21 protein-coding genes are annotated in these 25628 nt (G+C 61.9%); 4 read left to right on the top strand and 17 right to left on the bottom strand.

All coding sequences use genetic code 11. The annotated features are described in order from the left end of the window. Positions 1 to 2: 2 nt before the first annotated feature. The 17 genes from ACDA63_RS01160 to ACDA63_RS01080 all read right to left on the bottom strand — a co-directional run bounded on the left by ACDA63_RS01160 (position 3) and on the right by ACDA63_RS01080 (position 22100). Positions 3 to 1628, bottom strand: coding sequence for an ArnT family glycosyltransferase (locus ACDA63_RS01160; protein ID WP_373661318.1), 1626 nt, complete (start codon positions 1626 to 1628; stop codon positions 3 to 5). A gap of 143 nt (positions 1629 to 1771) precedes the next feature. Then, on the bottom strand, positions 1772 to 1984 hold the full coding sequence (gene rpmE / locus ACDA63_RS01155) for a 50S ribosomal protein L31 (protein ID WP_373661317.1): 213 nt from the start codon (positions 1982 to 1984) through the stop codon (positions 1772 to 1774). Positions 1985 to 2062: 78 nt separating this feature from the next. Then, the gene (rho, locus tag ACDA63_RS01150) at positions 2063 to 3325 is read right to left on the bottom strand and encodes a transcription termination factor Rho (protein ID WP_373661316.1); all 1263 of its coding nucleotides are present in this window, start codon (positions 3323 to 3325) and stop codon (positions 2063 to 2065) included. A 295-nt stretch (positions 3326 to 3620) separates the two neighbouring features. Next, positions 3621 to 3947 carry a thioredoxin TrxA gene (gene trxA, locus ACDA63_RS01145; protein WP_373661315.1) on the bottom strand — a complete coding sequence of 109 codons (327 nt, stop codon included), beginning with the start codon at positions 3945 to 3947 and terminating at the stop codon, positions 3621 to 3623. 250 nt (positions 3948 to 4197) lie between these two features. Continuing rightward, positions 4198 to 6906, bottom strand: a complete 2709-nt coding sequence (gene acnA, locus ACDA63_RS01140; protein WP_373661314.1) for an aconitate hydratase AcnA — start codon at positions 6904 to 6906, stop codon at positions 4198 to 4200. Positions 6907 to 7040: 134 nt separating this feature from the next. Further along, positions 7041 to 7979: an AEC family transporter gene (locus ACDA63_RS01135; RefSeq protein WP_373661313.1), complete on the bottom strand. Its 939-nt coding sequence runs from the start codon at positions 7977 to 7979 to the stop codon at positions 7041 to 7043. 106 nt (positions 7980 to 8085) lie between these two features. Next, the gene (locus ACDA63_RS01130; RefSeq protein ID WP_373661312.1) at positions 8086 to 8634 is read right to left on the bottom strand and encodes a TIGR00730 family Rossman fold protein; all 549 of its coding nucleotides are present in this window, start codon (positions 8632 to 8634) and stop codon (positions 8086 to 8088) included. A gap of 338 nt (positions 8635 to 8972) precedes the next feature. Further along, on the bottom strand, positions 8973 to 10316 hold the full coding sequence (gdhA, locus tag ACDA63_RS01125) for an NADP-specific glutamate dehydrogenase (protein WP_373661311.1): 1344 nt from the start codon (positions 10314 to 10316) through the stop codon (positions 8973 to 8975). Positions 10317 to 10540: 224 nt separating this feature from the next. Continuing rightward, complete coding sequence (locus ACDA63_RS01120; RefSeq protein ID WP_373661310.1) at positions 10541 to 11593, bottom strand: META domain-containing protein; 1053 nt, start codon at positions 11591 to 11593, stop codon at positions 10541 to 10543. Between the two features lie 348 nt (positions 11594 to 11941). Then, positions 11942 to 12541 (bottom strand): Tat proofreading chaperone DmsD, encoded by a 600-nt coding sequence (gene dmsD, locus ACDA63_RS01115; protein WP_373661309.1) that lies wholly within the window; start codon positions 12539 to 12541, stop codon positions 11942 to 11944. A gap of 96 nt (positions 12542 to 12637) precedes the next feature. Then, positions 12638 to 13489, bottom strand: coding sequence for a dimethyl sulfoxide reductase anchor subunit family protein (locus tag ACDA63_RS01110; RefSeq protein WP_373661308.1), 852 nt, complete (start codon positions 13487 to 13489; stop codon positions 12638 to 12640). Positions 13490 to 13491: 2 nt separating this feature from the next. Next, positions 13492 to 14112, bottom strand: a complete 621-nt coding sequence (locus ACDA63_RS01105) for a DMSO/selenate family reductase complex B subunit (RefSeq protein WP_373661307.1) — start codon at positions 14110 to 14112, stop codon at positions 13492 to 13494. A 9-nt stretch (positions 14113 to 14121) separates the two neighbouring features. Next, complete coding sequence (locus ACDA63_RS01100; RefSeq protein WP_373661306.1) at positions 14122 to 16599, bottom strand: DMSO/selenate family reductase complex A subunit; 2478 nt, start codon at positions 16597 to 16599, stop codon at positions 14122 to 14124. Positions 16600 to 16876: 277 nt separating this feature from the next. Next, positions 16877 to 19480, bottom strand: coding sequence for a bifunctional aconitate hydratase 2/2-methylisocitrate dehydratase (gene acnB / locus ACDA63_RS01095; RefSeq protein WP_373661305.1), 2604 nt, complete (start codon positions 19478 to 19480; stop codon positions 16877 to 16879). Between the two features lie 51 nt (positions 19481 to 19531). Continuing rightward, a complete protein-coding gene (locus ACDA63_RS01090; RefSeq protein ID WP_373661304.1) occupies positions 19532 to 20038 on the bottom strand; it encodes a DUF3617 domain-containing protein in 507 nt (168 codons plus the stop codon). Continuing rightward, a complete protein-coding gene (locus ACDA63_RS01085; protein ID WP_373661381.1) occupies positions 20035 to 21048 on the bottom strand; it encodes a CoA ester lyase in 1014 nt (337 codons plus the stop codon). Before ACDA63_RS01085 ends, ACDA63_RS01090 begins: the two co-directional genes overlap by 4 nt. Before the next feature lie 59 nt (positions 21049 to 21107). Beyond that, complete coding sequence (locus ACDA63_RS01080) at positions 21108 to 22100, bottom strand: malate dehydrogenase (RefSeq protein ID WP_373661303.1); 993 nt, start codon at positions 22098 to 22100, stop codon at positions 21108 to 21110. A 222-nt stretch (positions 22101 to 22322) separates the two neighbouring features. Here ACDA63_RS01080 and ACDA63_RS01075 point away from each other — a divergent pair, with 222 nt between their 5' ends. The 4 genes from ACDA63_RS01075 to sdhA are packed head-to-tail and all read left to right on the top strand — an operon-like array spanning position 22323 to position 25617. Continuing rightward, positions 22323 to 23051 carry a GntR family transcriptional regulator gene (locus ACDA63_RS01075; RefSeq protein ID WP_373661302.1) on the top strand — a complete coding sequence of 243 codons (729 nt, stop codon included), beginning with the start codon at positions 22323 to 22325 and terminating at the stop codon, positions 23049 to 23051. Between the two features lie 59 nt (positions 23052 to 23110). Beyond that, positions 23111 to 23500 carry a succinate dehydrogenase, cytochrome b556 subunit gene (gene sdhC, locus ACDA63_RS01070; RefSeq protein WP_373661301.1) on the top strand — a complete coding sequence of 130 codons (390 nt, stop codon included), beginning with the start codon at positions 23111 to 23113 and terminating at the stop codon, positions 23498 to 23500. Next, positions 23497 to 23844, top strand: a complete 348-nt coding sequence (sdhD, locus tag ACDA63_RS01065; protein WP_373661300.1) for a succinate dehydrogenase, hydrophobic membrane anchor protein — start codon at positions 23497 to 23499, stop codon at positions 23842 to 23844. The genes sdhC and sdhD overlap by 4 nt, the downstream gene beginning before the upstream one ends. Next, positions 23845 to 25617, top strand: a complete 1773-nt coding sequence (sdhA, locus tag ACDA63_RS01060; protein WP_373661299.1) for a succinate dehydrogenase flavoprotein subunit — start codon at positions 23845 to 23847, stop codon at positions 25615 to 25617. Positions 25618 to 25628 lie beyond the last annotated feature (11 nt).

The raw sequence follows: 25628 nt of genomic DNA, 5'->3' as shown, positions 1-25628 counted from the left end.
GCTTACCTGCGTTCGTACAGCGCGAACCGCTCGGCCTGCCGGCCGCGACCTTTTTCCTTGAGCCAAACCCGCTTCCACTCAGCGCCCGGATCGCGTAGCTCATTGCGCCCGCCCGCGTAGCTCACCAGCATGTCGCAATGGCGCGCGTCGGCTCCTTCGCGCACGCGAATGTCCGCAAAGTAGTAGAACGCGGCACGCTGGCCGTCGCCGAGGTCCTGTGCGGCGAGGCAGGTGGCGCCCTTGCTGCGTTGAGCGATCTCGCGGACGATGGGTTGATAGTTCTTGTCGTAGTCGAACCAGTCGAACCACAGCGAGCCCGTCAGGCCCCACAGCAACGTGATGCCCAGTGCCCAATGCACTGCCCCTCGCAGTGGAAAGAACGGCATGCGCACCAACGCCACGATCCAGCCGGCCGACAACAGGGCGGCAATCAGCAACAACCCCCAATTCCAGTGAGGTACAAAGCCCGGTGCGAGACGGATGACGTTGCGTGCCAGCGGCGCGGGCCAGCCCAGGTGCAGCGCGCACCACGCCACCCACAGGAACAGGCCGACGGCCGAGAAGGTCATGACGCCGAACCAGTCGAATGCATTGGCGGCGCCACGGCGCAGCCGCGCCAGTTCTGAAGCCGACAGCAAAATGAGCGGCGCCAGCAGAGGCAGTGCGTTCGCCGGGCGGAGCGGGCCGGTGGTGATGACGATCCAGAGGGCAACGATCAGCGACACCAGCAGCATCAGGTAGTGATATTCGCCCAGTTGCGCACGGCGGCGCCACAGGGCCCACAGCGCAACGGGCCAGAGCGGCCAGGCGAACCATGTCAGCAGTTCAAGCTGGTCTTTGATGCGTTCGAAGTTCTCCGCACCGGGCAGCAGATCGTTCCATTCGTCCTGCCACCAGGCGGCGAATTCGACCGGGTGGTGCCAGGCCAGCAGCGCCGGCCAGATGGCTGCCAATGCAATGGCGATGACCAAGGCGCCAATGTAGGCCGAGGGCAGAAAGCCCTCGCGGCATTGGCGACAACCGAGCGGCAACACCAGCCAGAGCGGCAGTGTCAGGGCTGCACCCGCCAGGCCTCCGCTCAGGAACGCCGACGCGAGCGAGATGCCGGCAATCAGGCTGCCGCGACGCGGCGACTCGGGCATGACCGAGAGGCCATACAGCGTGCAGGCCAACGCCGCCAGTACGAACATCTGCGGTTGTGCTTCGTGTGCGTGAATGAGCAGGCCCAGTGAGCCGACGGAAAGCAGCAGGGCCGCATTGGCGGCGTCCTCGCCGAACAGGCGATGAGCCGTGGCGCGCAGCGACCAGATGGTGAGCGTCAGCGCCAGGACGGTAGCCAGGCGGATGGCGTCATGCAGCGGAATCAACCAGCCCAGGAGCGCGCCGGTGATCGCGCCCAGCCAGTGCCCGAGTGGTGGCCATTCGAGGAAGGCCCGTCCTGCGACCCGCGGTACGAGCCAGTCGCCGTCACGCAGCATTTCGGCAGCGATGCTGATATGCAGCAGGTCGTCGCCGCGCCAGGGGACGTGTCCGATATTGCCCGGCAGCGCATATGCGACGAAAAGAACAATGAGAGCCCAGACGGGAATCGTGATGTTGCGAGTGGTTGGCGCGTCGATGAATCGCATGCCGTAGTCTGGATGAATTGAAATGGGGCGGACGGAATTGTAGGAGCTTTGTACGGAAAGAGGGCTGTCGCAGCGCGCCATGGCGGCCCGTCGCCTAACAAAAAAGGCAGCCGAAGCTGCCTTTTTCGCCGAGTGCTGCGGAATTACGCAGCCTTCTTGGTGCCGTACTTCTGGCGGAAGCGTTCGACGCGACCAGCGGTGTCGACGATCTTCTGCTTGCCCGTGTAGAACGGGTGGCAGGACGAGCACACTTCAACGTGAATGGGCTTGCCGACCGTGGAGCGGGTCGTGAAGGTGTTGCCGCAACTGCAGCTCACTTGCACTTCTTCGTACTGCGGATGAATTTCGTTTTTCATGGTATCTGTCCTTTCAACGGGCGGTGAATGTGGCCGCCAAGCCTATGATTATGGCACCTATCGGGCCCTGCTACAAGTTCAGCGGCCGCCACGCATCGCGTCGAAGAATTCGGAGTTGGTTTTGGTCTGCTTGATCTTGTCGAGCAGGAATTCCATCGCCTCGAGTTCATCCATGTTGTAGAGCAGTTTGCGCAGGATCCATACCTTTTGCAGCACGGAGGGCTCGAGCAGCAGCTCTTCGCGGCGGGTGCCCGAACGATTGACGTTGATCGCGGGGTAGACGCGCTTTTCGGCCATGCGACGGTCAAGATGGATTTCCATATTGCCCGTGCCCTTGAATTCTTCGTAGATCACGTCGTCCATGCGGCTGCCGGTATCGATCAGCGCGGTGGCGATGATGGTCAGAGAGCCGCCTTCTTCCACATTGCGGGCGGCGCCGAAGAAGCGTTTGGGCTTTTGCAGCGCGTTGGCGTCGACACCGCCGGTGAGCACCTTGCCGGATGCCGGCACCACGGTGTTGTAGGCGCGTGCCAGGCGGGTCAGCGAATCGAGCAGGATGACCACGTCCTTCTTGTGTTCGACCAGGCGCTTGGCTTTTTCGATGACCATTTCGGCGACCTGGACGTGGCGCGTGGCCGGCTCGTCGAAGGTCGAGGCGACGACTTCACCCTTCACCGAGCGCTGCATTTCGGTCACTTCTTCCGGGCGTTCGTCGATCAGCAGCACGATCAACACCACGTCGGGGTGGTTGGCCGTGATGGCGTGAGCGATGTGTTGCAGCATCACCGTCTTGCCGGACTTGGGCGGCGCTACCAGCAGACCGCGCTGGCCCTTGCCGATCGGCGAGACGATATCGATGATGCGGGAGGTGGTGTTTTCTTCGCCACGGATGTCGCGCTCCAGGCGCAGGCATTCATCCGGGTGCAGGGGGGTGAGGTTTTCGAAGAGGATCTTGTGCTTCGAATTCTCGGGCGGTTCGCCGTTGATCTTGTCGACCTTCACCAGTGCGAAATAACGCTCGCCGTCCTTGGGCGTGCGGATTTCGCCTTCGATGGTATCGCCCGTGTGCAGGTTGAAGCGACGGATCTGCGACGGCGACACATAGATGTCGTCAGTGCCCGCGAGGTACGAGGTATCCGGCGAGCGCAGGAAACCAAATCCGTCCGGCAGCACTTCCAGCGCCCCGTCGCCATAAATCGGCTCACCTTTCTTCGCGCGGTTCTTCAGCAGCGCGAATACCAGTTCCTGCTTGCGCAAGCGGTTGGCGCCCTCGATTTCGTTGGCATTGGCCATTTCGAGGAGTTGGCTGACGTGAAGAGCTTTAAGCTCTGATAGATGCATGGCAAACCTTGGATGGAGGAAACAGGAAAAGCCCAGCGGGTGCTGAGAATGTCAGGAAGGAGTCGGGGATTTTTGGAAATTACCGGACCGTATTCAGGCCCTTTGTCGTGTCGCGCGTTACGCACTGATAAGGCGTACCTGCAACACCAGGATGGGGAGTTGTGCTTGTCTAACAACCATCCTGAAACTGCGGCGCGTATGTCGTGCGGATGGCGCCACAGCAAAACTGGCCAGAACTTTATCCGCTTTAGTCCTGGCCTGTCAAACGCTATTCACCTCGGGGGTGGCGTTTTTTTCAAAGATTGTTGTCGAGGAACGCGGTCAGTTGCGACTTGGACAGCGCGCCGACCTTGGTGGCCTCGATATTGCCGCCCTTGAACAGCATCAGCGTGGGAATGCCGCGGATACCGAACTTGGCCGGGGTTTCCTGGTTTTCGTCGATGTTCAGCTTGGCAACGGTCAGCTTGCCCGAGTATTCCTTGGCGACTTCGTCCAGGATCGGGGCGATCATCTTGCACGGACCGCACCATTCGGCCCAGTAGTCGACGAGGACGGGGGTTTGGGACTGGAGCACGTCTTTCTCGAAGCTGTTGTCGGAGACGTGAAGAATATGTTCGCTCATGATTCCTCGCTGTAAATGAAACGGCCCGAAGCCAGCGTTGCGCTGGCTTGCGAGCCACGACGCGACAGATGCTAACCAAATTCAGGGGGGGAGGGAAGCGGCCTCGAGCCTATGGTCCTGATTGGAGGAAACTAAGGGCGGCAGGTTCCTTATTCAAGTTTCTTAATTGAAAACGAAGGATTCAGTACATTCATCGTATGAACCCTTCGCTCGCAAGAACGGCGCCCAACGCCGTCGCATCCCTCGTTGCTTACGCCGTATAGAGCAATTCACGCAGCACGTAGGGCAGGATGCCGCCGTGGCGGTAGTAGTCGATCTCGATCGGTGTGTCGATGCGACACAGGACGGTGACGTCGCGGCTGCTGCCGTCGGGGCGGCGGATTCTCAGCGTCATGTCCTGCCTGGGCGAGAGTTCGCCTTCGACGCCCAGCACATCGAAGCTTTCGTCGCCAGTCAGGCCAAGTGACTGCACGCTATCGCTGCCCTTGAACTGGAGCGGCAATACACCCATCCCGACGAGATTGGATCGGTGGATACGCTCATAGCTGCGTGCTACGACGGCCTTTACACCGAGCAGGAGCGTGCCCTTGGCTGCCCAGTCGCGTGAAGAGCCCGTGCCGTATTCCTCGCCCGCCAATATCACGGTCGGCGTGCCTCGCTGAAGGTAAGCCATGGCAGCGTCATAGACCGTAGCCTGCTGGCCATCGAGCAAGGTGAAGCCGCCTTCCACGCGCGTGCCGTCGGAGCGTGGCGGCAGCATCAGGTTCTTGATACGGACATTGGCAAAAGTGCCGCGAACCATGATGTCGTGGTTTCCACGCCGGGAGCCATACGAATTGAAATCCTTGCGCGTCACGCCATGCGAACCCAGCCATTGTCCTGCGGGTGTGGCCTCGCCGAAGGCGCCTGCGGGCGAAATATGGTCCGTGGTGACCGAGTCCCCGAGGATCAGCAGGGGGCGGGCGCCACGGATATCCGACACACTGCCCGGTTGCGGTCCGAAGCCGTCAAAGAATGGCGGCTTGGCAATGTACGTGGACGGCGGCCACGTGTAGACCTCGCCGGAGGGTGCGGGGACCTCATTCCACAGATCGTTGTCGCGTGTGAGGTCGGCATAGAGTTGCCCGAAGGTCGCGGCGTCCTGCGCAAACGGCAGAATGGCGGCGATCTCGTCGGAGCTTGGCCACAGTTCGCGCAGATAGACCGGTTTGCCATCGCTTCCGGTGCCAAGCGGTTCAGTCGACAGATCGACGTTAACGCGCCCGGCGATGGCGAATGCCACCACCAGCGGCGGGCTGGCGAGGAAGTTGGCGCGGATGTTCGGATGGATGCGTGCTTCGAAATTGCGATTGCCCGACAGTACCGCAGCCGCAATCACATCGTTTGCCGAGATGGCCTCGTTCAGTTCAGGCGCCAAGTCGCCGGAATTGCCGATGCAGGTCGTGCAACCGTAGCCAGCCAGTGCAAAGCCCAGTTGTGCCAGAGGCTCGAGGAGACCGGCTTTCTCGAGATAGGCGGTCACCACGCGCGAGCCCGGCGCGAGCGATGTCTTGATGTGCGGCGCCACGCGCAGACCGCGCTCTGTTGCCTTTCTGGCAAGCAGGCCGGCAGCGATCATGACGCTCGGGTTGCTGGTGTTGGTGCACGATGTGATCGCCGCGATGAGGACGTCCCCATGTCCGAGATCGACATCCGGTATGCGTGTCGAGACGCGCGTCTTCAGTTGCGCTGCAGGTTTTCCAAAACCGTTTTCTGCCACGGATGCCGCAAACAACGCTTCGAAGCTCTTTTGCATGTTCGACAGTTCGATGCGGTCCTGTGGGCGTTTCGGCCCCGCCAGCGATGGCACGATGGTGTCGAGATCGAGCGAGAGCGTCGCGGAGTAGTCAATATCGCCCGCCTTGGGCATGCCGAACAGACCTTGGGCGCGGAAGTAGGCTTCGAGCAGCGCGCATTCTCTTTCTGGTCTTCCCGTCTTGCGCATGTAGTCGATCGTTTTGTCATCGACGGGGAAGAAGCCCATCGTGGCGCCATATTCCGGAGCCATGTTGGCGATGGTGGCGCGATCGGTCACGGTCAGGCTGCCAGTGCCTTCGCCGAAGAATTCCACGAATTTGCCGACCACCTTGGCACGCCGAAGCATTTCGGTCACGGTCAGCACGAGGTCGGTTGCGGTCACGCCTTCGCGCAACCGCCCCTTGAGCTCCACGCCGACCACATCGGGCGTGAGCAGGTACACCGGCTGACCGAGCATCGCCGCTTCGGCCTCGATGCCACCGACACCCCAGCCGACAACGCCCAGTGCATTGATCATCGTGGTATGGCTGTCAGTGCCGACGAGCGTGTCCGGAAAGTACAGTCCGTCGGCTTCGCGCACGCCATGGAAGAGGTATTCGAGATTCACCTGGTGCACGATGCCGATACCCGGCGGCACCACCCGGAAGGTATCGAAGGCCTGCATGCCCCATTTCATGAGCTGGTAGCGCTCACTGTTGCGGGCAAATTCCAGCTCCATGTTCTGGCGCAGCGCAAGCGGCGTGCCGTAGTGGTCGACCTGCACAGAATGATCGACAACCAGATCGACCGGCACCAGCGGCTCGACGATCTTTGGTGGCTTGCCCTGGTCTGCCGCGACGTTGCGCATCGCCGCCAGGTCGCACAACAGCGGCACCCCCGTGAAGTCCTGGAGAACTACGCGTGCGACGACGAAAGGGATCTCATCTTCGCGCACCGCATTGGGCTGCCACGCGGCGAGCTGGCGCACGTGCTCGGCAGTCACCTTCTTGCCGTCGCAGTGACGCAGCACGGCTTCGAGGACGATGCGAATCGACACGGGCAGGCGGCCGATTCTGCCCAGTCCGGCTGCTTCGAGCGCGGCCAATGAGTAGTAGCGGCCACCTTCGCCGCCAGGCGTGGAAAAGGACTGCAGCGTGTTGGAAAAATCGTCTTGCTGGGTCATCGGAAGCCTCGCTGGATTTGAGCCTGCAAAGTCAGACGCCGGCCCGGTGGTCGAGTTCCGGTACGACGCGACTGTTCAATCCGTTAGCATAGGACACGCCAGACCGGTGCTGAAGCGCGGGACTGGCGATCTTCCTAGAGTCCTGTGAGCGTCAGCACGACAGGGGTGGTGATCGCGGCCAATGCGGTCGACAGGACGAGGCTGGCAGCCACCGGACCTTCGAGCGCCTTGAACTGGCGTGCCATCAGATAGACGTTGGCGCCTACGGCAATCGACGCCAGCAATACGACCACCTGGGTTTCCATCTTCGGCAGACCCAGTGCGCGCGCCAGCAGCCACACGACCAAAGGTTGCACGACCAGCTTGATGGCGCAGATCGCGACGCTAAGGTGCCAGTCCTGGCGCACTGAATACGTTGCGAGCCCCATACCCAACGCCAACAAGGCCATGGGTGCCGCTGCCGAGGCGATCATCGAGAGCGGACTGGCGACAAGTGCGGGCAGGGGCAACCCCGTCAGGCCGTATAGTGTGCCGCTGACGATGGCCGCGACGATGGGATTGGTGATCACGCTGAATGCGGTTTTCGCAAAGCCGTGCACCGACAATGACCCATGCTTCGCCCACTCGACGGACACCGTCACCAGCGTCCAGAGTATCAGCGAGTTAAAGACGAGCACCAGCGCAACGCTGGGCACTGCGTCTTCGCCAAGTGTGACCCGCGCCAGCGGCAGGCCGAGCAACACGTTGTTGGAGAACACGCCGCCCAGCGCGAAGATGGATCCGCTGACGCCATCCAGATGGAACACGTAGCGCGCGAGTACACGCCCGAGCGCGAACACGATCATGCAGGAGCCGAAAAAGGCGATCAGCAAACGTGCATCGACCGGCGGCAGATTGGAGAAATCGCTCATCATGCTGAACAGCAACGCAGGCAGCGCGAGCGAAAAGACGAAGCGTGTCAGCGCATCCGCAATCGATTTTGGCCAGCGTGCCCAGCGAACGAGCGCGTAGCCGACCAGCACCAGAATGAACAACGGTGCCGCGAGTGAAATGTGGTGAAGAAGGGTCTGCATCGATTTCCGGGCGCGGTGGGCGGGCTTCTGCCCACTGTGGGGCAGGGCCCCAGTCCGCGCGGATCAGTGGGTGTTGGTGCGCGAGTTGTCGTGTTGGGTAAATGCTTCAGGGCATGATTGCGCGCTCGGCGATGGCGTCGAGCAGTGCGTCGGCAGAGTGCTTTACCGTGAGCAGTTCGAGATGGTCTGGTCGGACAAAACCTTCCTTGACCATGTGTTGGGCGAGCGCGATCAGTGGATCGAAAAAGCCCTGCACGTTCAGCACGCCAACCGGCTTGTTGTGGATGCCGAGTTGCGCCCAGGTGAGGATTTCGAAGAACTCATCCATCGTGCCGAAACCGCCCGGCAGCATGACGAACGCCGTTGCGCGCGCAGCCATGTCTGCCTTGCGAGCATGCATGGAATCAACCACGCGGATTTCAGCCGACGTGTGGGCCAACTCGCGTTGAGCGAGGAATCCGGGAATGATCCCGACTGCGTGCCCGCCTGCGCCGAGAGCCGCGTCAGCGACCGTCCCCATCAAACCCACACGTCCACCGCCCCACACGAGGTCCCAACCGCGCCCGGCGATGGCCTCGCCCAGCGCTTTGGCGGCCTCGCGGTAGATGGGGCGCGAGCCAGGACTGGCGCCGCAGAATACGCAGATGCTGTGCATGAGCTTCCTTTCTGTGATCGGGCTGAATGCTACCGGCTTCCGAGGCGGCATGCGTCAAACTCACCCCGATGTTCGTGTTGCTCTCTCGCGGGGCCTTCACGACGACATGAATGTGAGTAGATGCGCGGCCGTGCCGAACACATCACACCATGGTGCGGGTGCAGCGTGCCCCCATCGCGTGGTCGCGTTGCAGGCGCGGGATCCACGATTCCATTGTCAGCCGCCTTTCTCGGAAGAGAGGGGCCTACTGCGCAGGACAGCGCGCGAAGAAGAAAAAGGGACGCCGTGGCGTCCCTTTCCGGGGTGAGGACGGAAGATGGACCGTCCATGATTCATGCTTACAGCACACCTTGAGCGAGCATTGCTTCGGCAACCTTCACGAAGCCGGCGATGTTGGCGCCATTGACATAGTCGACCTTGCCATTGGCATCTGCGCCGTGCTTGACGCAGTTGGCGTGGATGTCGAGTATGATCGCCTTCAGGCGCGCGTCGACTTCTTCGCGCGACCAGGGCAGGCGCTGAGCGTTCTGGGTCATTTCGAGGCCCGAGGTTGCCACGCCACCTGCGTTGCTGGCCTTGCCCGGTGCATAGAGCACGCCGGCTTCACGGAATACCGATACGGCGCCCGGCGTGGAAGGCATGTTGGCGCCTTCAGCCACGCACTTCACGCCGTTCTTGACCAGCATCCGAGCGTCGTCTTCGTCCAGCTCGTTCTGCGTCGCGTTGGGCAGCGCGACATCGACCGGGATGTGCCAGGGGCGCTTGCCAGGCATGAATTCGAGATTGAACTGGCGGGCGTATTCTTCGACGCGGCCGTAGCGATGGTTCTTCAGTTCCATCAGCGCATCGAGCTTGACCGGCGTGAAGCCTTCCGGGTCATACACGGTACCGCCCGAGTCGGACACGGTCACAACCTTGGCACCCATCGGCAGCAGGCGTTCGATCGTGTATTGAGCGACGTTGCCGGAACCCGAGACGGCCACGGTCTTGCCTTCGAAATCGGTACCCGCGCGCTTGAGCATCTGCTCGGCGAAATACACGAGGCCATAGCCGGTGGCCTCGGGGCGGATCAGGCTGCCGCCGAAGGACAGGCCCTTGCCCGTGAATACGCACGCGGCGTCGTTGGTGAGCTTCTTGTGCATGCCGGCCATGAAACCGACTTCGCGGCCGCCCACGCCGATGTCGCCTGCCGGCACGTCGGTGTCCGGACCCAGGTGGCGATGCAGTTCAAGCATCAGTGCCTGGCAGAAGCGCATCACTTCGGTCGGGCTCTTGCCCTTGGGATCGAAATCCGAACCGCCTTTGCCGCCGCCCATGGGCAGTGTCGTCAGCGCGTTCTTGAAGGTCTGTTCGAAGGCCAGGAACTTGAGAATCGAGAGGTTCACCGACGGGTGAAAACGCATGCCGCCCTTGTACGGACCAATGGCCGAACTGTGCTGGATGCGGAATGCGCGATTGACTTGCGTCTTGCCCTGATCATCGACCCACGAGACCCGGAATTGAATGACGCGCTCTGGCTCGACCATGCGTTCGAGCAGACCGGAGTCCGCGTAGCGCGGATTCGAGCGAATGAAGGGCCAGATACTCTCCATGACTTCGTGGACGGCCTGGATGTACTCCGGCTGGTGCGGATCACGCGCGCGCACGTGATGCATGAAATCTTCTAGACGCTCGTATTTCATTTCAAGGTTCTCTTTTTGGATTAAGTGATCAAGGGTCGTGACAGGGCACTGCAATGCAGTACAAAGTCGGCGTGTGAGAATGAACTTCGGTTGTTTGGCAATAAATCAGAAAATTCTGAAAGAAGGGGGGAATTGACGGCAGTAAAAGCCTGCTTACGATCTCCGTGTCGCTTTGTCACGCCGTCCCCCGCGATGCTAGCGCTGCGCGCACCATTTTGGGGCATTTAGCGCATTTCCGCAGCCTCAAAGCGAGCCAGTGACCGACCGGTGGCGTCGAGGAGTTCGAGGTGGGACCCGTTGATCCGCCACTTGGCAACCTCGCCCAGTGCATCCAGGAAGCGCTGCTCCTGCTCCATGCCCGAGATGCATGCCATGCGTGTACCGGCGATGGGGCCGAAAGACAATGCGTCGCCCTCCTGTTTGTATGTGCCGACCAGGCGATTGCAGCCGCTGTTGCCCGAAACGTTGCCTTCGCGGAACGAGATGTAGGGCTCCCGGCTGCGGTCGGCGACCCGCACGGCTTGATCGCCGAGCCGCGTCAGTCGCCAGTAGGTGTCCTGCAATGCCGCTGGCGCTGCCGCACCGCAAGTCTCGCCCGGCCACAGACCGCCGGCATGCTCGACCAGCAGGCGCGGACCCGACTCCTCGTTGCCAACGATGCGACCGTCCAACGTGGCGAGCACGCCGGCATCGGGTGCGCCACGCACTCGTGCATAGGCGCTGCGCAGGTCGCCGCTGTCGCCGACGGCCAGGATCGGCAGACGCAAGCCGCTGCCGCACTCCTCGAATATGGCGTTATCCCCGACAACGCTGTATGTGCCCCGCATCGCTCCTCGGTACTCCACTTGGTCAAATCGCTTGTCGCGATGCAGTGTGTAGTTCAGGTTGGAGCGGATGGGCTTGCCTTCGGTATCGAGCATGCGCAGCGTGTCGGCCGACGGTGCGGCGAATCGGACGGATACCCGCCATTCGCGCAGAAGCGTGATCGCATGCCCGTCTGATTCACTGCGCCACTGGCCGAGTTCGGCGCGGGTGATCGTGGGCGTCTTGCCCAGGTACTCGGCGCGCAAGAGATAGGCGCCATCATCGAATAGATTGAGCGTGTAGCGCAGGCCGGCGCAATCGGCGCATGGGAGCGTGCCGCTGTACGAATACGGCATGCCTCTCGGATGTGTGGCGAACGGCCCAGGAGCGGCGATCGCCGATTGATGAGTGGGCAGGATTGCCGCGCAGGCCAGTGTTGCCAATAGACGTCGGGTTCGAAAGATCGATCGCATGGAAAACGCTCCTCGTTGGCACCAGGGGGGCTGGCCGCGCCATGCCGTCTCTGTGTGGATCGAGGGTTCGACGCCAAGACGTGGCTGAAGCGTTCAGTCTCGGGCTAGCCAATCCATTCGATCGTGACAGAAAAATCCGACTGCGCGGGCGATTTATCTCTGATGATAGGCAACAAATGCTTGGCCCACGCGGCAGACAGGCCTCGGTCGGGGGCCGGGATGATCGATGCGGAAGTCCTGGAAGTGTGGAGACGATGAAATACGCCGGGACGGGGCGTCCTTGTTGTTTTGCCAGCGCCCAGGCACGCGGCGCTGAACTCCGAAGCGCAGCGCCGCCCGATCCCAAGACTATTGCGCCTGGGCGACCGCGTCGCTTATCGCGTCCAGCGTCAATGACGCGAGTTGGCTCAGTCCGACGTAAAACGGATGTTCCGCGGCCATGGCCAATCGGCTGAAGTAGGTGTTCGACCAAGGAAGCATGTGCTTGTCCAATAGCGCTGAGATCGCTGCCGGACTCTGCTGGTCAGCCAGCCATGCGATTGCCCAGAAGAGCAGGCCGATGTGATCTTCTGGCTCGTTGAGGCGCATGTCCAAGCGGACCTGTTCTGCTGCGAAGAAGGCGCGTAGGTCAAGCAGGGAATCTGCACATAGCGTGCTGTCCTCGCTCATGTACACCGAACCCCATGGGGGCGCTTCCAGGTGATCAGGGCCTATGAACAAACGCTGATAGGCGCGGGCCAGCCGATCGCGGTCCAGATCCTGCGCCATGAGCGTTTGCACGCGTTCAAGTTCGAGCGAAGCGCCGAAGGGCCACGCCTCCGGCAACGCATGCTCGGCAAGGAACCCAAGGAAAGGCTGTACCGAGGCGTCGGCTGGGGAAAGGTAGAACAGCGCCCCCAGAATGCGGCAACTTGCCGAAATATCGGTGGTGTCGATGGTTTGCGTCATTGCAGAAACGAGCAGATTGTCCGGCCATGGACGGCGAGGCCCACTTCCAGGTGGGCCTCTTTTTGCGCCTTCTGGCCGCACTACGCCAGTGGTGTCTCAGACTAGCCCAACGGTCATGTGCAAGGCATAGAAGACGCCCCGACCGATCATCTCCCCAAGCATGATGAGCACGATGCTACTGGTGCAGACGGCCGTGCTCAGGGCACCCGCTCGCGGCAACTGGCTTAGCCATAGTGCCAGTGCGACGAAGAACAGTGCAAAGCGGGCAGCCATCAGGATGCCGTAGTCGGGGGAAAGTGCCGTGGCTCGATGGATGTCCGACTGAATGCCTGCGAGCGACGTAGCCTGCAGAATCGTCACCACTACGGCGGCGACCACCGCGATGCATGTCAGCACGGCAGGCCCGTTACGCAATAGCCATGGCTCCGAGATGCCAGACAGCCCGAACAACACGCAGGCCAGTGCGCTTCCACCCATGATTGCGGTGAGTATGAATGCAGCCGGCGTGAGAGGCGTGTACCACGTCGGTACTGTCGGCATCAGGTAGAACGAAATGGTGTTCCACAGGAAGGCCGCGCTACAGAGGAGCGAGAGTAGTAAAACGAACCGGCGCACGCCCGCGCTGCTTGCGTTGCGCAGGCAAAGCAGCCAGTACACCACGCCGAGGCCTGCGAAGGCACCGCCAAAGACGACTTCGTTGCTGAGGTTGGCCTGCCCGAAGCGCAGCATGGAATTCATCGCGCGGAAGGGTGAGCCCATATGGAAGCTCGACAATGCAAAAGCCGCGCCCATCATGACCCACAACAGAAGCATGTTGCGTTCGAGGCGCTGCCGTTGTTCAGACGACAGATCGGCACCGATCAGTGCCAGACAACACCACCAGAATGCGCCAACGGCGGTCTGCGAGATGACGGTGAAAAGAATCAGCGGCCATTCGTTCCAGCCCATGGTTACACCTCCTTCGGGTTCCCGAGGACCCCTTCGTGACTGCCAGACGGACGAGCCTTCCGGCTCGGTTTGATGACCAGACTCGGATGCGTGAAGTGTTGCGGCGGCAACGGTGCGACCGCGCCGATCTCGCCGTGCTTCTGGCGCAGTTCATCGACCGGACCGAACTCCAGCGCACGCAAGGGGCATGATTCGACACATACGGGCTGCTTCCCCTCGGCGACGCGTTCATGGCACCCGTCGCACTTGGTCATGTGGCCTTTGGTTGCGTCATATTGGGGGGCGCCATAAGGGCATGCCATCGCGCACGATTTGCAGCCGATGCATACCTCTTCGTCGACCCTGACGAGTCCGTTCTCATGCTTGGCCATGGCGCCGCTGGGGCAAACCTTGGTACAGGCCGGGTCTGCACAGTGATTGCAGGCAATCGACAGGTAGTAGGCGAACACGTCCTGCCGCCACGTGTCTCCGTCGGCCTGCCATGTGCCGCCGGAGTACTCATAGACGCGGCGGAAGTTCACGTCGACTGAAAGATCCTTGTAGTCCTTGCAGGCGAGCTGACAGGTCTTGCAGCCGGTGCACTTGGACGAATCGATGTAGAAGCCGTATTGGGTTGTCATCATCGTTTCTCCTTAGGCGCGCGCAATCTGCACGAGGTTCGTGTGCTGCGGATTGCCCTTCGCAAGGGGAGAGGGGCGCTGCGAGGTCAGCGTGTTGATGCAGCCGCCCCGGTCGATGCCTGCGCTGTCAGGCTGGTACCAGGCACCTTCGCCCATCGCCGCGACACCGGGCATGATGCGCGAGGTGACCTTGGCGACCAGGCGGATCTCGCCGCGCTTGCTGGTGACGCGCACCATGTCTCCGGTGGAAATGCCGCGGGCAGCGGCATCCATCGGGTTGATCCAGACGGCATCGGTCACCGCCTGGCGCAGCACGTCGACGTTGTGGTAGCTCGAATGCGTGCGCCCCTTTGTGTGGAAGCCAAACAATTGCAGCGGGTAGGTCTTGCGGGTCTCGGTGTCTTCCGCCCCTTCCCATGTGGCCACGTACTGAGGCAACGGCGTGATGACATCACCTTCAGGCAGCGTCCAGCTTTGCGCGATGGTCGCCAGTGCCTCGGAGTAGATCTCGATCTTGCCCGAAGGCGTCTTGAGCGGATTGGCGGCGGGATCCTGCCGGAACCTGGCGAGGCCGATGCCGGTGTCCGCAGGGGCCCTGCGCTTGATCATGCCGATCTTGCGCGCCTCGTCGAGCGTTGCCGGCAGTTCGGGGTCGGCGTCCCGCATCTTGCTGTAGGCCTGCTGCAACCAATCCTCGTACGTGCGTCCCTCCGTGAACTGCTCTTCGACGCCAAGATGGCGCGCCAGCGCAGAGCACACTTCATAGGCCGAGCGACATTCGAACATCGGCTTGATTGCTTGCGAAAGAAAGATCGGTCCGCCCAGTTCGCCCACAGCATAGCCGTTCGAGATGATGTCGCTGTTCTCGAAATTGGTCACGTCCGGCAGCAGAATGTCTGCGTAGCGCGCGCTGGGCGTCATGTGGTTTTCGATGACGAGGATGAACTCGCATTGCGAATCGTCCTGCAGCACCTTGTGTGTTCTGGTGGTGTCCGAATGCTGGTTGATCAGCGTATTGCTGGAGTAATTCCAGATGAACTTGATCGGCTGGTTGAGCTGCTCGACGCCCTGGATGCCGTCGGCCGCAGCGGTCATTTCTCTGCCGCGCGTGATGGCATCGGTCCAGAGGAATACCGGGATCGACGCTTTCACCTTGTTCGGCACCGGCGGATAGCCCGGCACGGGATAGGCGAAGCTGCTTGGCTCATCGCCGTTATTGGTGCCGGGCAGGCCGATGTTGCCCGTCAGCAGCGCCAGCATGCAGATGGTGCGCGTGGCCTGTTCGCCGTTGGCGTGGCGTTGCAGGCTCCAGCCTTGCGTGATGAACACAGGTTTTGTCTGTCCGATCTCCCGCGCCAGCTTGACGATGCGGTCGACGGGAATTCCGGTGATTCTTGACGCCCAATCCGGCGTCTTGACTGTCTTGTCCGGACCCTCACCCAGGATGTAGGCCTTATATGAACTGTTCGGTGGCGCGCTGGCGGGCAGGGTCTTTTCGTCGTAGCCCACACAATACTTGTCGAGAAACTCCTGATCGACCATGTCCTCGGTGATCAGAACGTGCGCAATGGCATTGACGAGCGCCGCATCGGTGCCGGGGCGGATAGGAATCCATTCATCTTCCTTGCCCAGCATGGTGTCGGTGTAGCGCGGGTCGACACAGATGGTGCGCACCTCGTTGCGTTGCTGCCATTCGGAATACTGGTAGATCTCGCTACCGCCGCTCATGCGCGTTTCAGCCGGGTTGTAGCCGAAAGATACAACGAGCCTCGCGTTGCCCATTTCGCGCGACAGGCTGCGATGTGCCTTGAAGTCACTGCCGTAGGTGAATGGGAATGCGCGTTCCTGCTGCGCCGTGCTGTAGGTGCCGTAGTAGTTGAGGTAGCCGCCGATGATGCGCAGGAAGCGCTGGCAGGCGTTGCGACCACCGAAGTTGTAGCCCGTGCTGCCGGAGCCGTAGTGATAGAAGATCGCTTCGTTGCCGTAGGTATCGATGGTATGGCGCAACTTGTCGCCGATCGTCCTGATGGCTTCGTCCCAACTGATGCGCTCGAATTTACCTTCCCCGCGCTTGCCCACGCGTTTCATCGGGTACTTCAGGCGGTCAGGGTTATACACGCGACGTCTCGCGGAGCGTCCGCGCAGACATGCGCGCACCTGATGCGCGCCGAATTCGTCGGAGCCGGTGCCGTTATTGTCGTCGGTGGAAATCCATCGGATAGCGCCGTCGACCACGTGGCATCTGAGCGGACAGCGGCTTCCGCAATTGACGAGGCATGAGTTCCATACGGTGGTTTCGGTCGCGCCGCCCGTTGCCTGTTCGACAGCGCGGGCAATCGGACTCATGACGAAGGGCAACGAAATGCCGCCCGCAATGGCGGCCAGCCCCCCGGCGGTCAGCGCCTTGAGGGTGGTGCGGCGCGCAGGAGAGGCGAGCGTGGCTTGCTCGGACAGCGACGTCTCACGTTCGGGAGTCGTTTTGAGTGTCATAGCAGAGATCCTGATATGAGGCGCTCCGGGATCAGAGCGGGATCATTTCAGTGTCTGCTTTCTTGTATGGTACGAAATTGATTCAAAACAGGTGACCGGGCATGACGGTGCAGGTATGCCGTCGAGATACGATATTTGCCTGCCAAAATGAGAGGGATGCGCGTTTACCGCTTCGCGCGTGCGAGGGCGCAGGGCGGCCTGACACGAGTGGGTGTCAAGAAAACAAAAACCCCGTCGCTCAGACGGGGTTTTCTTGTTGCAGTCAGGCAGTCTGGCGTTACACCGCAACGCCGTCGGCGACTTCCTTGTACTCCTCGATCTGATCGAAATTCATGTAGCGATAGACCTTTGCCGCGTCCTTGTTGATGACGCCCATGTCGGCGTGATACTCCTCGACGGTCGGGATGCGGCCGAGCTTGGAGCAGATGGCTGCCAGTTCCGCCGAGCCGAGGAACACGTTGGTGTTCTTGCCCAGGCGGTTCGGGAAGTTGCGCGTCGACGTCGACATGACCGTTGCGCCTTCGCGCACTTGTGCCTGATTGCCCATGCACAGCGAGCAGCCCGGCATTTCGGTACGCGCACCAGCGGTACCGAAAACGCCGTAGTGGCCTTCCTTGGTCAATTCGGAGGCGTCCATCTTGGTCGGCGGAGCAACCCACAGCTTGACCGGAATGTCGCGCTTGCCTTCGAGCAGCTTGGACGCCGCACGGAAGTGCCCGATGTTCGTCATGCACGAACCGATGAAGACTTCATCGATCGGCGTGTTGACGACTTCGGACAGGAACTTGGCGTCGTCCGGATCGTTCGGGCAGCACACGATCGGTTCCTTGATGTCGGCCAGATCGATTTCGATGACGGCGGCGTATTCAGCGTCGGCGTCCGGTGCCAGCAGTTCGCCATTGGCGATCCACTCTTCCATTTTCTGGATGCGGCGTTCGAGCGAGCGCTTGTCGGCGTAGCCGTCGGCGATCATGTTCTTGAGCAGAACGATGTTCGAGCGCATGTACTCGACGATCGGCTCCTTGTTCAGGCGGATCGTGCAGCCTGCGGCCGAACGCTCGGCGGAGGCGTCGGACAGTTCGAATGCCTGTTCCACCTTCAGGTTGGGCAGGCCTTCGATTTCGAGGATGCGGCCCGAGAAGGCGTTCTTCTTGCCCGCCTTGGCCACCGTCAGCAGACCTTGCTTGATGGCGTACAGCGGGATCGCATGCACCAGGTCGCGCAGCGTGATGCCGGGCTGCATTTCACCCTTGAAGCGCACCAGCACCGATTCCGGCATGTCCAGCGGCATCACGCCGGTGGCGGCGGCGAAGGCGACCAGGCCCGAACCCGCCGGGAAGCTGATGCCGACCGGGAAGCGCGTGTGCGAATCGCCACCGGTGCCGACGGTGTCGGGCAGCAGCATGCGGTTGAGCCACGAGTGGATTACACCGTCGCCCGGACGCAGGGCGATGCCGCCGCGGTTCGAGATGAACGCCGGCAGTTCGCGGTGCGTCTTCACATCGACGGGCTTCGGGTACGCAGCGGTGTGGCAGAACGACTGCATCACCAGGTCGGCCGAGAAACCGAGGCAGGCCAGGTCCTTGAGTTCATCGCGCGTCATCGGGCCGGTGGTGTCCTGCGAGCCGACCGAGGTCATCTTGGGTTCGCAGTAAGTGCCCGGACGGATGCCCTGGCCTTCCGGCAGACCGCACGCACGGCCAACCATCTTCTGCGCCAGCGTGAAGCCCTTGCCGGTGTCGACCGGGTCCTGCGGGAGACGGAACAGCGTGGAAGCCGGCAGGCCGAGGAATTCGCGTGCCTTGGCGGTCAGGCTGCGGCCGATGATCAGGTTGATGCGGCCACCGGCGCGCACTTCATCGAGCAGCACCAGCGTCTTGAGTTGCGATTCAGCGATCGTGGCACCGTTCTTCAGCGCGGTGATCTTGCCGGTGGCGTGGTCGACGCGCAGTTCCACTTCATCGCCCAGGTCCATCTTGGATACGTCGATCTCGATCGGCAGGGCGCCTGCGTCTTCTTGCGTGTTGAAGAAAATCGGGGCGATCTTGCCACCGAGGCATACGCCGCCGAACTTCTTGTTCGGCACGAACGGGATGTCTTCGCCGGTCCACCACAGGACCGAGTTGGTCGCCGACTTGCGCGAAGATCCAGTGCCGACCACGTCACCCACGTAGGCGACCGGATTGCCCTTGGCGGCGAGTTCCTGGATCAGTTTGATCGGGCCGCGCTTGCCGTCTTCTTCCGGCTTGAAGGGAGCGTCGGCACGCGTGTTCTTGAGCATTGCCACGCCGTGCAGCGGGATGTCCGGGCGGCTCCATGCGTCCGGTGCAGGCGACAGGTCGTCGGTGTTGGTTTCGCCGGGCACCTTGAAGACGGTGACTTTCATGCTGGCGGGCACTTCCGGGCGGGTGGTGAACCACTCGCCATCGGCCCACGATTGCACTACGTTCTTGGCGTGCGCGTTGCCGGCCTTGGCTTTTTCCGCCACGTCGTGGAAGTAGTCGAACATCAGCAAGGTCTTCTTCAGGCCCTCTGCCGCCACACCACCGACTTCTGCATCATCCAGCAGATCAATCAATGGCTTGACGTTGTAGCCGCCCAGCATGGTGCCGAGCAGTTCGGTCGCCTTGGCGCGGTTGATCAGGGGCGATGCCGCTTCGTTGTGCGCGACGGCGGCCAGGAAGGACGCCTTGACCTTGGCGGCATCGTCCACGCCCGGGGGCACGCGGTGCGTGATCAGTTCGAGCAGGAACGCCTCTTCGCCGGCCGGCGGATTCTTCAAAAGCTCGATCAGATCGGCGGTTTGCTTGGCGTCGAGCGGCAGCGGCGGAATGCCGAGGGCTGCGCGTTCAGCGACGTGTTGGCGATAGGCTACAAGCACGGTCAGGTCCTCCAGAAGGTCGGCGAGCGGGGCTCGCCGGATTCACGTATCTCAGTTGGGTTGTCGATTTCCGCGAAGTTCTGCGGGGTTTATGGTGATGCCGCGCGGCATGTGCATCTCGCCGGGTTTCATTCCCGCCGGGCACGCACCGATCCACTTGGCATCGATAGTCACTTTGGTTTCGCTTTGCCCGCGCACCGGTGGGTCGAAGCGCGTTACGACCTCGCCGTGGTAGGCGGTATTCATGTCGCCGGTGAAGACGCCTTCACTGGTGGCGGTAGTGTCGCGGCCCTTGCACACGGACTTGAAGCTCAGCGTATTGCCGCTGCGCGAGAAAGCGGGCTTGGAGCACTCGCCGCGATTCAGCCCGCGCTCATGCCAGAGTTCATCGGTGCTGGCGTCAACGCATTGCTGAATGGGGCCAATGGGATGGCTCATCTGCTGGATCTGGGTGTTTACTTCCCACAGCCCTGGCTTGCGCTTGGGAATGTCCTGCGCGTGAGCTGCCAACGCCGCGCACAACACCGTCAGCGCGAACTGGATATGACGTGCCTTCATGATGCTGACTCCTCTGCGTTGCGAGGACCGAAGAAAGCAGTGTCTGCCGCGGCCGGCAGGGGCATGCCGGTGCGCCGTGCGCGCAGCAACACATGCCAGTAATAACGATACGAGCCGCGATCATGCAGGCGGCCTTCAAAGCGGATCGGTCCCCAGTGCTGAGCTTGCGCGGCAAGGAGAATGCCCGCAGCGTCGGCAACGTCGGCCGCGTCCGGGCGCATTGCCCGCAAGATCGGCTCGATCTGCCCGGGGTGGATGCTCCACATGCGCAGGAAGCCAAAGCGTTCGCGGGCCGTATGGGCGTCCTCGAACACGGCGTTCGCATCGTCGAGGATGGTGCTTACGTTGTGCGATGGAATGCGCCCGTAGGCGTGCGCTGCGGCAGCCACTTCGGTCTTGGCGCGCACGATCAGCGGATGCTCGAACTGAGCGGGACTCCGCAGGGCGGAGGAGGGGATTGCGCCACGGTGTTCGCTGACGAAATCCATCAGCCCGAAATCGAGCGACTCCACGCCTTCGAGCGCAGCAATCGACCACACATCGCGCACGGCGCCATGGGTTTCGATGATGACGTGCAACGGAATATGGCGCTTGGTGTTGTAGCGCTGTTCCAGCCCTCGCAGCACGTGTCGCGCAAACAAAACGTCTTCGAGGTCGCGCGCCTTCGGCAGCGTCACAAAGGCAAGGCGATCGCCGCAGATCGACAGGGCGATATCGAGATCAACCTGCCAGTGCGGATGGGTGACGTCGTGGCAGCGCAGCCCGACGCGATCGAAGCGATTGTCTTTGCTGGCGATGATCTGCGCGCCCATGCGGGCGTGGTCGGCTTCGCCTCCGGCTGGGGCGCCGTCTTCGCAGTCGAAAGTGATGTCAAACAGGGGGCCGAGATCGGCCTGCATGGCGAGCGCGCGACGGAGAAACCGCTCCGCACCCGCATAGTGATCGACGGCAGGAATGGCCGGCAGCGCATGGCTGCCGGCAAAAAGCACATCGTTCGGATGCAAGGCGATTACAGCCCTGCTGATGTCCGTCGATGAGGCCTTGTCCAACCGTTTTCTCCGTCAGCCGATCAGACCAGCAGGTCGGCAACGCCGGCGCGTTCTTCTTCGAGTTCCTTCAGCGTGACGTTGATGCGCTCGCGCGAGAACTCGTCGATTTCCAGGCCCTGCACGATCTTGTATTCGCCGTTCTCGGTGGTGACCGGGAAGCCAAAGATCATGCCGGCCGGGATGCCGTAGGAGCCGTCGGACTCGATGCCCATGGTGACCCATTCGCCGTTGCTGCCGAGGAACCAGTCGCGCATGTGGTCGATGGCGGCGTTGGCGGCCGAAGCAGCGGACGACAGGCCGCGTGCTTCGATGATGGCTGCGCCGCGCTTGCCGACGGTCGGCAGGAAGACGTCACGGTTCCATACGTCATCATTGATCAGCGCCTTGACGTTGTCGCCGTTCGACGTGACGAAGCGGTAGTCGGCGTACATGGTCGGCGAGTGGTTGCCCCACACGACCAGCTTCGACAGGCTGGCAACGGTGCGGCCAGTCTTGGCGGCCAGTTGCGACAGGGCGCGGTTGTGGTCCAGGCGCAGCATGGCGGTGAAATTCTTGGCCGGAACGCGACCGTACTTCTTGGCCGTTTCCTTGGCGATGTAGGCGTTGGTGTTGCAAGGGTTGCCCACGACCAGCACGCGGCAGGTCGGCTTGGCGTATTGACCAATGGCGGCGCCTTGCACCGTGAAGATCTTGGCGTTTTCGGCCAGCAGATCCTTGCGCTCCATGCCGGGGCCGCGCGGGCGGGCGCCGACGAGCAGTGCGAAGTCAGCGTCCTTGAACGCGACATTCGGATCGTCCGATGCGACCACGCCGGCCAGCAGCGGGAACGCGCAGTCTTCGAGTTCCATGATCACGCCCTTGACTGCCTTTTGTGCCTGCGGCAGATCCAGCAACTGGAGGATGACGGGCTGATCCTTGCCGAGCATCTCGCCGCTGGCGATGCGGAACAGCAGGCTGTAGCCGATCTGGCCGGCTGCGCCGGTGACGGTTACGCGAACAGGGGCTTTGGACATGAATGACTCCTTGGTTCCGAAATAGGCTTGTGTTGGGGCCTGAGGGGCCGGTGAGTGCCCGTCCAGAGGGCATCTTGTGCCGGAAGGCGCGAGATTGTAGCGCGCTTTATCGGGCAGGATTCTAATTATCCTCGCCAAGACTGTCAAAAGCTAATATATGTCTTATATAAGACAAAAGATCTGGTATGGACGTTGCTTCCAAATTGTGTTTGAATGCGCGCCATGGCAGAGCAATCGCCCACCTTCAGCCCGCTGTACCGCCAGATCAAAGGCCTGATAGTTCAGGCACTTGAGGCGGGTGAGTGGCTGCCCGGACAATCCATTCCAAGCGAGCAGGAACTTGCCGTGCGCTTTGGCGTCAGCCAAGGGACGGCTCGCAAGGCCATCGACGAGCTGGCCGCCGAGAATCTCCTTGTGCGCCGCCAGGGTAAGGGCACCTTCGTTGCTACCCATGCCGATCCGCGCGCGTTGTTCCGCTTTCTCCGCCTGGCGTCCGTCGACGGCAGTGTCAGTCATCCGCAAAGCGTTCCGCTCGATTGCTGGCGCGCCAGAGCCGGGCTCGAGGCCTCACGCAACCTGGGGGTGGAGCAGGGCAGCCCGATCATCATCATCCGCCGTTTGCTTCGCTATGGCACCAAGCCGGTGGTGGTGGACGAAATCTATCTGCCGGGCGAAGTCTTCCAGGGGCTGACGCTGGAAACGCTGCAGGAATGGAAAGGATCGCTCTACAGCCTGTTCGAGACCCGCTTCGGCGTGCGCATGGTGCGTGCGCAAGAAAAAATCCGCGCCGTCGCGGCCGAACGCAAGATCGCCGAAATGCTCGGCGTGGCCGAAAACACCCCGTTGCTGTCGGTAGAGCGCGTGGCCTATACGTATGGCGACCGTCCGGTCGAGTGGCGCCGGGGTCTGTATTCAACGGCTGAGCACGTTTATCTGAACGAGCTGAGCTAGTTCTGGGGGAATGGCGCGTCTACCCGCCGGGATGACCGCCTTTTTTTGAGGTGCTGTAAATGGCAGAAGCTACGGTAAGAAAAAATCGGCCAAAACACCTGAATCTCATGCAGATTCGGTTGCCGTTGCCGGGGATCCTTTCGATCCTCCATCGCGTCAGTGGGGCAGGCTTGTTCCTGTGCCTTCCGCTGATCCTGTTCCTGTTCGGCGCGTCGCTGGGTACGCCGGAACAACTGGAAACTTACCGCACCGTCGTTGCCAATCCGCTGGTCAAACTGGTGCTGCTGGGTCTGCTGTGGGCCTTCCTGCATCACTTCTGCGCCGGTATCCGCTTCCTGCTCCTCGATGTGCACGTGGGTGTCGATCTGCCGACCGCGCGCATGTCGTCGGTGATCGTCTTTGCGGTGAGCCTCGCGCTGACCGTCGTGGTGGGGGTGAAACTGTGGTGAAACGTCGTCTGGTAGTGGGGGCCCATTACGGCTTTCGCGATTGGCTCGCGCAGCGCCTGACCGCCGTGGTCATGGCCCTCTATACGCTGTTCTTCGTCGGTCACGTATTCGTGATGCCGGCGTGGGACAACGCCTCGTGGCGCGCAATGTTCGCCGGCGGCTTCATGCGCTTTGCCACGTTCCTGTTCTTCATGTCGCTGTTCTATCACGCATGGGTTGGCGTGCGCGATATCTTCATGGACTACATCCAGTCGACTGCATTGCGCCTGACGCTGCATTCGATCGTTCTCTTCCTGCTGATCGGCTACGCCGGTTGGGCGGCTCAGATTTTGTGGAGGCTGTAATTGAAAGTCGCCAAGCGTACGTTTGATGCGGTGATCGTCGGTGCCGGTGGCGCCGGCATGCGCGCCGCGATTCAACTCTCCGAATCCGGCCTGAAGACGGCCGTCCTGTCCAAGGTCTTCCCGACCCGCTCGCACACGGTTGCGGCGCAAGGCGGTGTGTCGGCTTCGCTGGGTAACTCGGAGCCCGATCACTGGCACTGGCACATGTATGACACCGTCAAGGGTTCCGACTGGCTCGGCGACCAGGACGCGATCGAATTCATGTGCAAGCAGGCCCCGCAGGTCGTGGTCGAACTCGAGCACTACGGCATGCCGTTCGACCGCCTGGACAACGGCAAGATCTACCAGCGCCCGTTCGGCGGCCATATGTCGAACTTCGGCGACAAGCCCGTGCGTCGCGCCTGCGCCGCGGCCGACCGCACCGGTCACGCCATGCTGCACGCGCTCTACCAGCGCAACGTGCGTGCAAACACGCAGTTCTTCGTCGAATGGATGGCGCTCGATCTGCTGCGCGCCGAAGACGGCCGCGTGCTGGGCGTGATCGCCATGGAAATGGAAACCGGCGACATCACCGTGTTCCAGGCCAAGGCGACGCTGTTCGCAACCGGCGGTGCAGGGCGCATCTTCGCCTCGTCGACCAACGCCTTCATCAACACGGGCGACGGTCTTGGCATGGCGGCGCGCGCCGGCATTCCGCTGGAAGACATGGAATTCTGGCAGTTCCACCCCACCGGCGTGGCCGGTGCAGGCGTGCTGATCACCGAAGGCGTGCGCGGCGAAGGCGGCATCCTGCGCAACAGCGCGGGCGAGCGCTTCATGGAGCGCTACGCGCCGAACGCCAAGGATCTGGCTTCGCGTGACGTCGTTTCGCGCGCCATGGTCACTGAAATCAACGAAGGTCGCGGTTGCGGTCCGGCCAAGGATCACGTGCTGCTCGACATCACGCACCTTGACCCGAACACGATCATGACCCGCCTGCCGGGTATCCGCGAAATCTCCATCCAGTTCGCTGGTGTCGATCCGATCAAGGCGCCGATCCCGGTCGTGCCGACCTGTCACTACCAGATGGGCGGCATTCCGACGAACTACCTCGGCGAAGTCGTCGTGCACGATCAGGTCGTGCCGGGCTTCTACGCCGCCGGCGAATGTGCATGCGCTTCGGTGCACGGCGCCAACCGTCTGGGTACGAATTCGCTGCTCGACCTGCTTGTGTTCGGCAAGAGCTCGGGCGAGTCGATGGTTGATTTCATCAAGAGCGAACCCGCTGCGGTGCAGGACATCCCGCAAGAGCAGATCGATCGCGCCTTGGCCCGTGTGGATCGCCTCGACACCCAAAAGGACGGCGCCAACGTGCACGAGACGCGTGCCGCCATGCAGCGCACGATGCAGAACCACTGCGGCGTGTTCCGCTTCAAGGACATGCTGGCCCAGGGCGTGGACAAGATCACCGAAGTCGAAGCCGCCGTGCGCCAGACCGAGATCAAGGACAAGTCCAAGGTCTGGAACACCGCGCGCCAGGAAGCACTGGAGCTGGACAACCTCATCGAAGTCGCCAAGGCGACGATGGTGTCGGCCAACGCGCGTACCGAATCGCGTGGTGCCCACGTGCGCGACGACGCGCCGGATACCCCGCAACACCCGAACGGCCGCGACGACGAGAACTGGCTCAAGCACACCCTCTGGTACAAGGAGGGCAGCCGCCTGGACTACAAGCCCGTCAAGCTCAAGCCGCTGTCCGTTGAAACGATCGCGCTGAAGACGCGCGCGTACTGATTGCCCGGAGT

It is taken from the genome of Uliginosibacterium sp. sgz301328, assembly GCF_041807905.1.
Taxonomy (GTDB): Bacteria; Pseudomonadota; Gammaproteobacteria; order Burkholderiales; family Rhodocyclaceae; genus JBGVSA01.
The sequence above is the reverse complement of the archived record's forward strand: the minus strand, read 5'-3'. Positions and strand labels throughout refer to the sequence as shown.